9 protein-coding genes are annotated in these 13,846 nt (G+C 66.1%); all 9 read left to right on the top strand.

All coding sequences use genetic code 11. The features are described from left to right. Positions 1 to 44: 44 nt before the first annotated feature. Positions 45 to 1,577, top strand: a complete 1,533-nt coding sequence (locus GJ693_RS03240) for a cytochrome c3 family protein (RefSeq protein WP_156254904.1) — start codon at positions 45 to 47, stop codon at positions 1,575 to 1,577. Between the two features lie 163 nt (positions 1,578 to 1,740). Continuing rightward, positions 1,741 to 3,711: a hypothetical protein gene (locus tag GJ693_RS03235; protein ID WP_156254903.1), complete on the top strand. Its 1,971-nt coding sequence runs from the start codon at positions 1,741 to 1,743 to the stop codon at positions 3,709 to 3,711. Between the two features lie 16 nt (positions 3,712 to 3,727). Further along, positions 3,728 to 6,319 (top strand): SPOR domain-containing protein, encoded by a 2,592-nt coding sequence (locus tag GJ693_RS03230; RefSeq protein WP_156254902.1) that lies wholly within the window; start codon positions 3,728 to 3,730, stop codon positions 6,317 to 6,319. A gap of 31 nt (positions 6,320 to 6,350) precedes the next feature. Continuing rightward, positions 6,351 to 8,285 carry a heme lyase CcmF/NrfE family subunit gene (locus GJ693_RS03225; RefSeq protein WP_156254901.1) on the top strand — a complete coding sequence of 645 codons (1,935 nt, stop codon included), beginning with the start codon at positions 6,351 to 6,353 and terminating at the stop codon, positions 8,283 to 8,285. Next, complete coding sequence (locus GJ693_RS03220) at positions 8,282 to 8,809, top strand: DsbE family thiol:disulfide interchange protein (RefSeq protein WP_156254900.1); 528 nt, start codon at positions 8,282 to 8,284, stop codon at positions 8,807 to 8,809. Before GJ693_RS03225 ends, GJ693_RS03220 begins: the two co-directional genes overlap by 4 nt. 29 nt (positions 8,810 to 8,838) lie before the next feature. Next, positions 8,839 to 9,210 (top strand): cytochrome c-type biogenesis protein, encoded by a 372-nt coding sequence (locus tag GJ693_RS03215; protein ID WP_235902593.1) that lies wholly within the window; start codon positions 8,839 to 8,841, stop codon positions 9,208 to 9,210. Beyond that, the gene (locus GJ693_RS03210) at positions 9,207 to 9,398 is read left to right on the top strand and encodes a hypothetical protein (RefSeq protein WP_156254898.1); all 192 of its coding nucleotides are present in this window, start codon (positions 9,207 to 9,209) and stop codon (positions 9,396 to 9,398) included. Before GJ693_RS03215 ends, GJ693_RS03210 begins: the two co-directional genes overlap by 4 nt. A 255-nt stretch (positions 9,399 to 9,653) precedes the next feature. Beyond that, positions 9,654 to 12,533 (top strand): TonB-dependent receptor plug domain-containing protein, encoded by a 2,880-nt coding sequence (locus GJ693_RS03205; protein WP_197041932.1) that lies wholly within the window; start codon positions 9,654 to 9,656, stop codon positions 12,531 to 12,533. Between the two features lie 141 nt (positions 12,534 to 12,674). Beyond that, on the top strand, positions 12,675 to 13,846 hold a 1,172-nt coding region (locus tag GJ693_RS17630; protein WP_156254896.1), incomplete at its 3' end, for a DUF6600 domain-containing protein.

Raw genomic sequence — 13,846 nt, 5'->3', positions numbered from 1 at the left:
TCAGCGGCCTGACCTTCCTTCGGCTCCTGGCCGCGATCGCCCTCATGGGCTGGATGCTGCCAGCAGCGGCGCAATCGCTTGTCGAAAAGCTGGTCACCCCGGGGCCGCTGAGCGCTGCACATGCCAAGCTCGAGGCAAACTGTTCGGCGTGCCACGAAAGCTTTTCGCGGGCCGATCAGAACGGCAAATGTACCGCCTGTCACAAGCCGGTCGCCGATGACGTGCGCAACCGCAGCGGCTTTCACGGCAAGAGCAATGCCGGCACCCAGCCCTGCAAGACGTGCCACAGCGATCACCATGGTCGCGGCTTTGCGCTGGTGAAGTTCACGCCGGCGGGCTTCAATCACCAGCTCACCGACTATCCGCTGGTGGGCGGCCACGCCCGGGCCACGTGCGCGGGCTGTCACCCGGCCGGCAAGCGCCATCGAGACACGCCCACGGCCTGCGCCACCTGCCACGCCAAGACCGATCCCCACAGGGGCCAGCTCGGCCAGGCCTGCCAGTCCTGCCATGTGGTTGCGACCTGGAAGACGCGGCTGCCGTTCGACCATTCATCCACGCGATTTGCGCTGACGGGCGCCCACCGGGCGGCGACCTGCCAGGCCTGCCACGCCGGGGAGCGCTGGAAGGCCACGCCCACCCAGTGCGTTGCCTGTCATGCCAAGGACGATGCCCACAAGGGCTCGCTCGGGCCGGCCTGCGCCACCTGCCACACGGCAGCGAGCTGGAAGGCGACCAACTTCGACCATGATCACGACACCCGCTTTGCGCTGCTCGGCAAGCATGCCAGCACAAGCTGCGCCGCATGTCACGGCGTCGCCAATGCCATCCCGAAGCCACCGAAAACCTGCATTGGCTGCCATGCCAAACAGGATGTGCACAAGGGCCGCAATGGTTCGGATTGCGCGCGCTGCCACAACAATCGCGACTGGAAGCAGAGCAATTTCAATCACGATACGATGACTCGCTTCGTGCTGAAGGGGGCGCACCGCCCGCTCGAATGCCAGGCGTGCCACAAGCAGCCGCCGCGCATCGTTGCGCTGCCCGTGACCTGCATCGGCTGCCATGCCGCCGATGATCCGCACCGAAACCGGCTGGGGCCGGAATGCGGCAGTTGCCACAACGAGATCGGCTGGAAGGATCACGTGGTGTTCGACCATGGGCTGACGCGGTTCCCCTTGCTGGGCAAGCACGCGCCGCTGGCCTGCACATCATGCCATGCCGACAAGGGATTTGCGGCCAAGGGCCTTGCCTGCCAGGCCTGCCACGATGACCGCCACCACGCCGGCACCCTGGGTCCGGCGCTGGCCTGTGCCACCTGCCACGGGGTCAACGACTGGAAGCTCTGGCGCTTCGACCATGATCGCGCGACGCAATTTGCACTGACCGGACGGCACAAGGGGTTGATCTGCACGGCCTGTCACAGCCGCCCCGGCGATCCGGCAAAAACGCCAACCGCCTGTGTGGATTGCCACCGTCAGAACGATGTCCACCGTGGCAATTTTGGCAATGTTTGCGAAAGATGTCATGTCACAAGTAATTTTTCAGAAATAAAGTTTGATATATTGCGAAAATGAACCTGTCACCAAGCTGCAAGTTTGATCTTTTCAGCGCCGAGTTGAGTGCATTCGGCGATCAAGTGGCTTTATCCAGCCGACTTATTTGACCTAATCGGTACCCAAGGGAGATCTCTGGATCGTGCTTGGGAGATGGCTGCTTGCACTCCTGTCGTTGGTAATCGTGGTCGTGATTACCGATGGCACCCCCACGTCCGCCGCAGGCGCCCCGAAATCCGCCGCGGGCAAGGCCGGTTTTGATCACTTCACCACCGGCTTCCCGCTGACCGGCGCTCACAAGGCCATCGCCTGCGAGGATTGCCACAAGGGTGCCGTGTTCAAGGGCACGCCGACCCAATGCGCCTCATGCCACAATGATGTGCGTGCTGGCGGCAAGTCGGCAGCGCATGTCGTCACCCAAGCCGCCTGCAGCAGCTGCCACACCACCAGACAATGGGCGATCGTCCGATTTGATCACAGCGGGGTGACGGAAAGCTGCGCCAGCTGCCATGACGGCGTGCGCGCCGTGGGCAAATCGACCAGCCACCCGCAAACCGGCAACCAGTGCGACAGCTGTCACACCACGTCGACCTTCGCCAATGCCCGTTTTGATCACAGCGGCGTCACCGGAAGCTGCTTCAGCTGCCACAACGGCACGAAGGCCACCGGCAAGAGCGCCACGCACCTTGCCACCGGCAACACGTGCGAAGACTGCCACAAGACGACCGGCTGGACCCCGGCGACCTTCAACCACAGCGGCGTGACGGGTTCGTGCTTCAGCTGCCACAACGGCACGAAGGCCACCGGCAAGAGCGCGACCCATCTCGCCACCAGCAACGTGTGCGAAGACTGCCACAAGACGACCGGCTGGACCCCGGCGACGTTCAACCACAACGGCGTCACCGGAAGCTGCTTCAGCTGTCACAACGGCACCAAGGCCACCGGCAAAAGCGCGACTCATCTCGCCACCAGCAATGTCTGCGAAGACTGCCACCGCACCACTGGTTGGACCCCGGCGACCTTCAACCACAGCGGCGTCACCGGCAGCTGTTTTAGCTGCCACAACGGCACGAAGGCCACCGGCAAGAGCGCCACGCACCTTGCTACCAGCAACGTGTGCGAAGACTGCCACAAGACGACCGGCTGGACCCCGGCCACCTTCAACCACAGCGGTGTGACCGGCAGCTGTTTCAGCTGCCACAATGGCACGAAGGCCACTGGAAAGAGCGCGACCCACCTCGCCACCAGCAACGTCTGCGAGGACTGCCACCGCACCACTGGCTGGACCCCGGCCACCTTCAACCACAGCGGCGTCACCGGAAGCTGCTTCAGCTGCCACAACGGCACGAAGGCCACCGGCAAGAGCCCGACCCACCTGCCGACCACCAATACTTGCGAGGACTGCCACACACCGACGAACTGGACGTCGGTGCGCTTCCAGCACGCCGCCGCGACCGGGACCTGCGTGACCTGCCACAATGGCACCCGCGTTGCCGGCAAGCCGGCCAGCCACATCTCGACCACCGACAGTTGCGACAACTGCCATGTGACAACCAGTTGGACGACCGTGCGGATGGATCACACCCAGGCGCTGGGCACCTGTTCAAGCTGCCATAACGGGAGCAAGGCCACCGGCAAGCCGCCAACCCATATCACCACCGCGGCCGATTGTGGCACCTGCCACCGCACCAGCGCCTGGCTGCCCGCCACGTTCGATCATGCCAATGTCGTCGGCTCGTGCAGCACGTGCCACAATGGCAGCAAGGCGACCGGCAAGCCGGCGAACCATTTCCAGACCAGCATCCAGTGCGATCAATGCCACCGGGTCACGGCCTGGTTGCCGGTCATCAACTATGTCCATACCTCGCCGGCCTATCCCGGCAATCATGCCCGTCAACTCGACTGCACCGAGTGCCACACCACCAATTCCCAGACGGTCACCTACAAGAACGCGGCCTATGCCCCCAATTGCGCCGCCTGCCACGCCAATGATTACAACCCCGGCGAACACCCGAAATACGGAAACGTGAAATATACCGTTTCCGAACTGCGTGACTGCACGGGCGCCTGCCACACCTACACCGACTCTTCGCTGACGGTCATCAAGGACCGCAAGCCCAGCCGGCATCGCGTCAATTCTGGATCCTTTGGTTGATGATGTGGAACGTGGCATGATCGGAATTCGCCATCGATTTGGCCTTTATTTGACGACAGCAGCGATTGTTGCACTCGCCTGGCAGGATGCTCCACTGCGCGCGCAGGCCATCTCGGATCGCGTGCTGTCCGATGTGACCACCCAGTCGGTCGGCCAGTGCGCCATTGTCGCCATCAACTTCAACGTGCGCGTGCAGGTGATCTCCTTCTTCCCGGAAAAATCGGGCCGGGAACTGCGGATCCAGCTGCGTTCCCTTGATCGCGCGGTGGGGTCGAGCACCCTGCGGGAATCACTGCGGCCGCCCCCCGGCATCCCGGCGCTGCGCGACATCGAATATGAAGGCGACAGTTCGCGCGGCGAAATGCTGTCGCTGTTCTTCAACCGCGATGTCGGCTTCACGGTGGCGCCCGGTGTCAGGCCGCAAACCATCCTGATCTCGATCTCGGAAAGCGGCGATGCCTGCGCGGGCGGGACGGATGCGACCGCCGGGCCGGCGCAACCGGCCGGCACGGCAGCACCGCAGGGTGCGAAGCCCGTCGTCGTGCCCGACATCCCGATCCCGGAGGGGCTCTATGTCGTCAACGTCCTGTCGCAGACCTCGCCTTTGGCCGATCTGCCCGAAGCGCAGAGGCGCAAGATTGCCGATTACGTGAGCTATGAAACCCAGTTCGAGCGTGATGGCCTGACGTGGCATCGGCTGCGCGTCGGCTTCTTTGCAACGCGCGAGAAGGCGGAAGCCGTGCGGGCCACGCTGGCCGGCAGTTTCGCCGAGGCGTTCGTGACCAAGGTCACCGCGCAGGAACGCGAACAGGGCGTCGCCAACCGACTGTTCAAGTCCAGCCAGCCGCGCAGCCTGCCCGCGCCGGCGCCAGCGGCGCTGACCCCCGAACAGGCCGAAGCGGCCGCCAAGGCTGAAGCCGATGCGGAAGCCGCCCTGAAGGCCGGTGACAATGATCGGGCCACCCAGCTGCTGACCAAGGCGCTGACCTTGCCCGAGAATCCGCGCACGCCACGGGCTCTGGAACTGCTGGGGCTGGTGCGCGAGCGCAAGGGCCAGGCGGCGCAAGCCAGGGCCGAATATGAGGAATATCTGCGCCGCTACCCGGTAGGCGAGGATGCCGACCGCATTCGCCAGCGGCTGGCGGCGCTGAGCGCGCCGGCCGGGCAGGCGCCGCCTGAGCTGCGGTCGGTCTCCGGCAAGCCGCAACAGGCAGCGGCAGCCAACAGCTGGCACTGGGGCGCCCGCGGCAGCTTCTCGCAATTCTATTTCCGCGATCAGAGCGCGACCAAGTTCCTGGACGCGACCGTGGTCAAGCCGAACGCGGAGATCGACAACAATGTCAATCTCAGCCAGCTGCTGACCAACGCCGACGTGTCGATGACCGGCGGCAACGACCGCTATCAGCTGCTGCTCAGGGCAGCCGGGTCGTACAGCAAGGATTTCCGCCCGAACGGCAAGGATTTCACGACGCTGACCGCGCTTTACCTCGATCTCCAGGACACCCGCCTCAACCTGTCAGCCCGTCTTGGCCGTCAGACCCTCAACAGCGCCGGCGTGCTTGGCCGCTTTGACGGCGGTCTCATCGGCTGGCGAGTCAAGTCCGATATCCGAGTCAATCTCGTCGCCGGTTTCCCAGTGCTGACATCCCGGCAGACGCACGTGCTGGAAGATCGCTTCTTCTACGGCGCGAGCATCAATTTCGGGTCACGCAACGACAAGCTGCAGACGACACTTTACTGGTTCGACGAGCGCACGCACGGCCTGATCGACCGTCAGGCCGTCGGCGCAGAGGCCCGCTACATCAACAACCGTTTCAACGCCTATGCCGTGCTGGACTATGACGTGCACTTCTCACGTCTCAATCTCGGCCTGTTGACGGCCAATTATGTCTTCCCCGACCAATCGAGCCTGAGCCTTTCGGCCGACTATCGCCAATCGCCGCTGCTGACGACAACCAATGCCATCATCGGCCAGTATCAGCCCGGCGGCCTGGTCCCGATCGTCAATGTCGGGCAGTTGCGGCCCTTCTTCACCGATGCCCAGATCTATCAGTTGGCCCGCGACGCCACGCTGGTCGCGAAATCGGCCACGCTCACCTATTCGCGCCGCCTGACGAAGAAGCTGCAGACCAATCTCGATTTCACCATCACCGACACCGGCGGCACGCCGGGCACGACCGTGGTCACCGAAGGCTCGCTGCCGATCGAGCCGCTGCCGGCCCTGGGCCAGGAATATTATTACGGTGCCCAATTGGTCGGCAACGGCCTGTTGTTCGGCAACGACATCTACATCGTCGGCGCCCGCTATGCCGACAACCAGCGCGCGCGGACCTACACGTTCGACATCAACGCCCGCATACCGGTCAGTGCCAAGCTGCGCATCAGTCCGCGGGCGCGGTACGGCATGCGCAACGACAAGTTGACGGCGAGCACGTTCCGCCAGTTCCAACCGACGATGCGGATGAATTTCTACCCCTTGCGGTCCTCCGAGATCGAGGTCGAACTGGGCGCCAATTTTGCCCAGCAGCACATGGTGATCGGCACCACCGACACGACCAACACCGAACATGGCCTGCTCGCCACCATTGGCTATCGGCTGGATTTCTAGGGTCCCATGACCTGCACCGGGCGTTTGCCACGTGATCGCTGAACTTGGCCTGGCCGCGCTCTGGCTCGGCGCGGCGCTGGCGCTGTTGCAGCTTGCGCTCGGCGCGCTGGCGCTGGGCACCCGCCATGCCGGCCTGCAGCCGGCGCTGCCCGCGGTGGCAGTGGCGCAAGCGGTGCTGACCGGTATCGCCTTCCTGTGCCTGGTGGCGCTGTTCATGCGCTCGGACATGTCGGTGCTGCTAGTGGCGACCAACAGCCACTCGGCCAAGCCGATGCTCTACAAGTTCGCCGGCACCTGGGGCAATCACGAAGGCTCGATGCTGCTGTGGGTCAGCATCCTGGCGGCCGGCGGGGCGCTTGTGGCGCTGCTCGAGCGGCGATTGCCGATGCGCACGAAGACGGCAACGCTGGCGGCGCAGGCCGCCATCGCCATCGGCTTCTATGCCTTCCTGCTGTTCTCCTCCAACCCGTTTGCCCGGCTCAATCCGGCAGCACCCGATGGCCAGGGGCTGAACCCGCTGCTGCAGGACCCTGGCCTCGCCTTCCACCCGCCCACGCTCTACCTCGGCTATGTCGGCATGTCCGTGGCCTTTTCCTTTGCCGTTGGCGCGCTCGTCACCCGCGATGTCGGGCCGGGCCTCGCACGGGCAATGCGGCCCTGGGTGCTGGGCGCCTGGATCTTCCTCACGCTCGGCATCTCCGCCGGCAGCTATTGGGCCTATTACGAGCTGGGCTGGGGTGGCTGGTGGTTCTGGGATCCTGTGGAGAACGCCTCGCTGATGCCCTGGCTGGCGGCCACCGCCCTGCTGCATTCGGTGACAGTGCTGGCCACCCGCAACGGCCTGCCGGCCTGGACGATCATGCTCTCGGTCGTGGCCTTCTCGATGTCGATGGTTGGCACCTTCCTCGTGCGCTCCGGCATCCTGACCAGCGTGCACAGCTTTGCCGTCGATCCCACCCGCGGCGCCTTCATCCTGGGCCTGCTCGCGGTCTACATTGGCGGTGCGATGGCCCTGTTCGCGCTTCGCATCGGCACGGTGCAGTCGGGATCGCCGTTCGAGCCGGTCAGCCGCGAAGGCGCACTGGTGCTCAACAACCTGCTGCTGTCGGGCATATTGGTCGTCGTGCTGGTTGGCACGCTCTATCCGCTGGCGCTTGAGGCCGCCAACGGCACACGGCTTTCCGTCGGCGCACCCTATTTCAATTCCTCGGCCGGGCCGCTGGCGCTGCTGCTCCTGCTTGTCATGGCCGCCGGGCCGCTGCTGCGCTGGCGGCGCGACCATCCCGCTTCGCTGGCGGCGCGGTTGGCCATCCCGGTGCTGGTGCTGGCGGCGGCCCTCCTGCTGGTAGTGGCGTTCCTGCGCCCGATCAGCCTGCTGCCACTGCTGGGCCTCGTCACCGCGGCAGCCGTCGGCACCGCCAGCCTGGCGCCACTGTGGCGGCGCAACCTGGCACGCACCCCACTCTTCACCTGGGGCATGGTCGTCGCCCACCTCGGCTGCGCGGTCAGCCTCGCTGGCATGGCGGCCGACAGCGCCTTCACCAAGGAGGTGCTGGTCTCGCTGCAGGTCGGCGAAACGCGGCGCGTCGGGCCCTATAGCGTCACCTTCCGGCAGGTAAGCGAAGTACCCGGCCCCAACTGGTCGGCGCTTGATGCCGAACTGCTGGTCCAGCGCGGTTCGCAGGCGCCGTTCGTGATGCACCCGCAATCGCGCACCTTCACCGATCCGCCCATGGAAACCAATGAATCCGCCATCGCGACCGCGTGGGATGGCCAATTATACCTGGTGGTGAGTGCGCCGCAGGATGACATCCATTATCCCATCCGCATGTGGTGGAAGCCGTTCGTGACGCTGATCTGGCTGGGCGGCATCATGATGGCGCTGGGGGGTGGGCTGGCGCTGCTGGGCCGGGTGGACCGCGATGTCTTCGGCTGGCGGCGCAGGCTGGCCGGCAGAGCGGCATGAGAAAGCTGGTGGTCTGGATGCCCTTCGGGGTGGTCGCGGTGCTGCTGGCGACCTTCGCGGCCGGCCTGCTCAACCCGTCCGATCGCGCGGTGGCTTCCGGCATGGTTGGCCGCACCGTGCCCGCGTTCCGGCTCGCCGGCGTGCGGGCGCCCGACCAGGGCCTGGAGACCGGCTATTTCGCCGACGGCAAGCCCCGCCTGCTCAACATCTTCGCCAGCTGGTGCGGGCCTTGTGTCGCCGAGGCCCCGGTGCTGATGGACCTCCAGCGCGCGGGCGTCGAGATCACCGGCATCGCCGTCCATGATCGCGCTGACGATCTGCGCGCCTTCCTCGCCCGCCGGGGCAACCCCTATTCGCGCATCGGCATGGACCCTGAAGGCCGCGCCCAGATCGCCTTCGGCTCGGCCGGTGTACCGGAAACCTTCGTGGTCAATGGCCGCGGCACCATCGTCTATCAGCATATCGGCATCATCACTGCCAACGACGTGCCGATCATCCTCGCCAAGCTGCGGCGCGCGGGATGAAGGCCCCGGCACTCCTCAAGGCTGTCCTGATGGCGGCGCTGCTGGCGGTGGCGCCAGCGGCTGCGGCCGGCCGCTACAACGACGTCCAGCTGGCGGACCCGGCGCAGGAGCGCGCCGCCAAGGCGCTGATGACGAGCATCCGCTGCGTCGTCTGCCGGGGCCAATCCATCGCCGACAGCAACGCCGATATCGCCGGGGACATGCGCGGCGAGATCCGCGAGCGCATCGCCGCCGGCGAATCCCCGGAATCGATCCGGGCCTGGTTCATCCAGCACTATGGCGATTGGGTGAGCTTCCAGCCCCGCTTCACTGAAGCCTCGGCGCCACTGTGGCTGATCCCGGCTCTCTCCCTGCTGTTTGGCGTGGCTCTCGCCCGCCCGCTGTTCCGAAAGCGAAGATGATGGGTTATCTGTTCGTGACCTTCCTGGCTGCCGCAGTGCTGGCCGGGCTTGAGCTCAGCGGCCGGGTGCCCCGGCTGGCGCTGGAACTGGCCGCCTGCGCGATGCTGATCGGCATGGCCGGCTATGCCTGGCAAGGCTCACCCGCGCTCGGCGGCGCGCCACGTGGCGTTTCACTGACGACCAGGTGATGCTGGGCGGCCCGCTGGCAAGCAGGCGATGAGGTTGGCAGCAGTGGCAGAGCTTTCGCCAGGCCGATGAACCTTTGCGCCTTGGTCGACCGTTGGCGCCGGCGCTGAAACGGCCCCACTGTCGCAGCGGCAAGCCGCCACGCCGTCATTTGACGTATGGCAGCAAGCGAGCCGGCTGGGGCTTTGGGCGCCCTTCGCTCCGGGTGCGGGAGCGGGCAGCGCCGGCCTGTTGCCGGCAACAAGGGGTCAATTGTCATGGTGCATTCGCGAGGGCCGAAGGGCCTGGGTTTCACGTCTTTAGCGGCGCTGGCTGCCGCGCTGTCCGCGCTGCCGGTTGCCGCGCAACAGGCTGGTGCGGCCGCCGCCGATGCCGCCGAGGACGCTGACAAGAGCGAGATGGTCGTCACCGGCTCGCGCATCGTGCGCGACGGTTCCACAGCTCCGGTGCCGACCACGGTCGTCACCATCGAGGACATCGTCCAGCGCAACCCGATCAACATCGCGGATTACGTGAACCAGCTGCCCGCCATCGGCCAGGGCCAGTCGCCGCGCGCCACCACCCAGTTCGTGAACGCCAACGGCGGCGCCAACCAGATCAACGCCCGCGGCCTCGGCATCAACCGCACGCTGGTGCTGCTGGATGGCCGCCGCGTCGTCGGTTCGGGTCTGCTGCCGGCGGTTGATGTCAACATGCTGCCGCAGAATCTGGTCAAGCGCGTCGATGTCGTCACCGGTGGTGCCTCGGCTGCTTATGGTTCCGACGCCGTCGCCGGTGTGGTGAACTTCATCCTCGATACCGATTTCAAGGGCCTCAAGGGCCAGATCAACTATGGCCAGACCGATCGCAACGATGGCCGCGTGATCAGCGGCGACCTGGCGTTCGGCACCAAGTTCGCCGGCGGCCGCGGCCGCCTGCTGCTGAGCGGCAACTATGCCAAGAGCGACAGCATCCGCATGTCGGAAGGCCTGCGCGACTGGTTCCAGCCCGGCCTGCGCACCCTCAACAACCCGAACTGGACGGCCACCAATGGTGAGACTGGCCAGATCGTGCGAACCGACGTTGGCCTCGTCAGCACGCCGGGCGGCGTGATCGTCGGCGGCCCGCTCTCTGGCATCAATTTCCTGCCGGGCGGCGCCATTGGCCAGTTCCAGTTCGGCAACATCACGCAGGGCTCCTTCCAGTCCGGCGGCTCTGTTGAGCCGGCCAGCATCCGCGCCGCGCTGTTGCCCACACTGGAATATTACAGCATCTACGGCCGCCTCAGCTATGACGTGACCGACAACATCACCGCCATCTTCGAGGCGAACTATGGCGGGAACAGCACCACGAACTGGTCCGCCTACTACAACCGCAACGGCACCGGCGGGAGCGGGGCGCTGCTGATCCAGCGCGACAACCCGTTCATCCCGGTGACCGTGCAGCAGGCCATGGACCAAGCTGGTGTCACGTCGTTCCGCATGAACCGGCTGTTCTACGACATGATCAACGGGCCGGGCCAGAACCCCGGTGATGCCGGCTACAACCGCCGCCAGAGCCGTCTGCTGTTCGCGCTGGAAGGCAAGTTCGGCGACAGCGGCAAGTGGCGCGCCTATTATCAGCGCGGCCGCAGCGACGTCTCGTACACGCGTGACAACAACATCGTGGTCAGCCGCTTCAACCAGGCGGTGGACGTGACCGGCAACCCGGCTGTGGGCGGCATCGCCGGCGTGGCCGTGGGCGCCCCGGTGTGCCGTTCGACGCTCACCAACCCGACCAACGGCTGTATCCCGATGAACGTGTTCGGCGAAGGCTCGCTGGGCGCCCAGTCGATCGCCTGGGTCACCGGCGCTGCCGACGGCTTCCGCACCCGTCAGGACCTCGACATCAAGCTCGACGTCTACTCGATCGACGCCCAGTACAGCCCCTTCTCCACCTGGGCTGGCCCGGTCTCGATCGCGGCGGGCTTCGAATATCGCGAAGAATCCTTCGTCGCGACCTCGGACGCCCAGTCGCAGGCCCGCGTCTGGTTCGTCGGCAACTTCCAGCCCGGTGGCGCCGGCTACAACGTGAAGGAATTCTTTGGCGAAGCCCTGGTACCGTTGCTCAAGGATTCGGCCGTCGGCGACCTTGAGCTGAACGCTGCCGTGCGTCGCACCGACTATTCGACCAGCGGCGCGGTGACGACCTGGAAGGTGGGCGGTGCCTATCGCATCGGCGATCTGCGCCTGCGCGCCACCCGCTCGCGTGACATCCGCGCGCCGAACCTGAACGACCTGTACGCGCCGCAGAGCACCTTCGTGAACCAGTTCCAGGATCGCAGCCTGCCGAACAGCCCGACGGTGCCGTTCGTCACCCTGTCGGGCGGCAACCCGCAGCTGACGCCGGAAATCGCCGACACCTGGACGGTCGGTGGTGCCTACCAGCCGAGCTGGGCACCTGGCCTGACTGCCACGGTCGACTGGTATAACATCAAGATCAAGGATGCGATCTTCGGTGTCGGCGGCCAGCTGCTGCTCGATCTGTGCTATGGCTTCAACCGCCCGGCCAGCCCGTCGGCCTGCCAGTCGATCATCCCGGTCGCCGGCAGCACCGGCCTCGCTGGAGCCACGCTGCTGACCGGCGGCATCAACGCCCAGAACGTGGAAGTGGAAGGCATCGATTACGAGCTCAGCTACCGCACCAACCTCAGCAACATCTCGGCCAAGCTGCCGGGGGCGCTGAGCTTCCGCGTGCTGGCCTCGCAGCGCCTGAAGGACCAGACCCGCCTGCCGGGCGACACCACGCCGCCCGATCTGGGCACGCCGACCAGCCTGAAGTGGCGCGGCTTCGGTTCGGCCACCTACTCAGTGGGTCCGAGCCGGACCACGATCACGGCGCGCTACCTGGGCCCGGGCGTGGTCAGCAACCTGAAGCCGACCGAGCGCAACGGCCTGCCGGCCGAGTGGAACAAGCTGCCGGCCGTCTGGTACTGGGAACTGTCGCAGAACGTCGACGTGAAGATCGGTGGCAAGACGGTGACGCTGTTCGCCGTGGTGGAGAACCTGTTCGACCAGGATCCGCCTCCGACCCCGAACAGCGGCACCTCGTTCGGCACCTCGGCGGTCTATGACCTTTTGGGCCGTAGCTATCGCCTGGGTCTGCGCTTCAAGATCTGACCAATGGGCCCGTGCCGGTGGCAAGCCGGCACGGGCCTTTCCTGCTTCGCAAGCTTGCCGAAATATTTCTGCAACATTCAGCCTGGTGAAAGCCGGCACGTGCGACAGACTGGCCATTCCTCCGTGAAAGGCCCTGTGCCGATGTTCCGCCGCCCTGCCCTGCTGCTGCTCGCCGCCACACTCGCGGGCTGCGCCTATCCCGATTATGCCCAAGGGGTCGCGCCCCAATATAACGCCGGCTACCAGCCGGCTGGCTATGCCGGCGACTGGCCGGCGCAGCCCGGCGCGCTGTGGGGCCCGGAAGACGTGCCCAGCATCGAGGTGTTCCGCGAACCGTTGAGCCCCTATGGCCGTTGGCTGCAATCGCCGCAGTGGGGCGTGGTGTTCGTGCCCAACGCCCCGCAAGGCTGGCGCCCTTATGAGCGCGGCCAGTGGCTGGACAACCGCTTCTGGCTCTCGGACGATCCGTGGGGCTGGGCCACCGATCACTATGGCCGCTGGGGCTTTGACGAAGCCATCGGCTGGGTGTGGGTGCCCGATGTGACCTGGGGCCCGAGCTGGGTGGCCTGGCGCGAGGCGGACGATGTGGTTGGCTGGGCGCCGATCCCGCCGCGCGTGACCTGGAGCGTCGGCATCGGCTTCGGCTCGGGCTGGGGCTATGACAACTGGAACAGCTGGTATGCGCCATCGTGGGTGTGGGTGCCGCGCAGCAACCTGTACAGCCGTGGCTTTGGCGGCCGCATCTATCCGTGGAACACCGGCAACAACTGGTGGGGCCGCAGCCGCTGGCAGAACACGCCCTATTGGGGCTGGAACCAGCCGTGGGATCGCAGCTGGGGTTGGCGCGCGCCGAACCGCGGCGGCTATGGCGGCCAGAACTGGAACAACAACCGCGATTGGCGCGGCACCCAGCGCTGGAATGACGGGCGTCGGGACAATGACCGCTGGAATGATCCGCGCCGCGGCCAGCCTGGCAGCGTGGGCGATCGCATCGGTCGCGACATGACCGGCCAGCCGCCGCGACCGGGTGGCTGGAATGGCGGCTGGGGCGGCAACAATGGCGGCTGGAACCGAGGCAACGGCCAGCCACAGGTCAACACACCGCCCGGCGGTGGCTGGAACGGCGGCAATCGTCCGCCCGGCGGCTGGAATGGCCAGCCTGGCCAACCCCCGGTCAACACCCCGCCGGGTGGCGGCTGGAACGGTGGTGGACGCCCCGGCGGCTGGAATGGCCAGCCGGGCCAGCCCCCGGCCAGCACACCGCCGGGTGGCGGCTGGAATGGTGGTGGGCGCCCCGGCGGCGGGAACGGCCA

It is taken from the genome of Sandarakinorhabdus oryzae, assembly GCF_009733735.1.
Taxonomy (GTDB): Bacteria; Pseudomonadota; Alphaproteobacteria; order Sphingomonadales; family Sphingomonadaceae; genus Sandarakinorhabdus; species Sandarakinorhabdus oryzae.
This window is presented reverse-complemented; position numbering and strand designations above follow the sequence as displayed.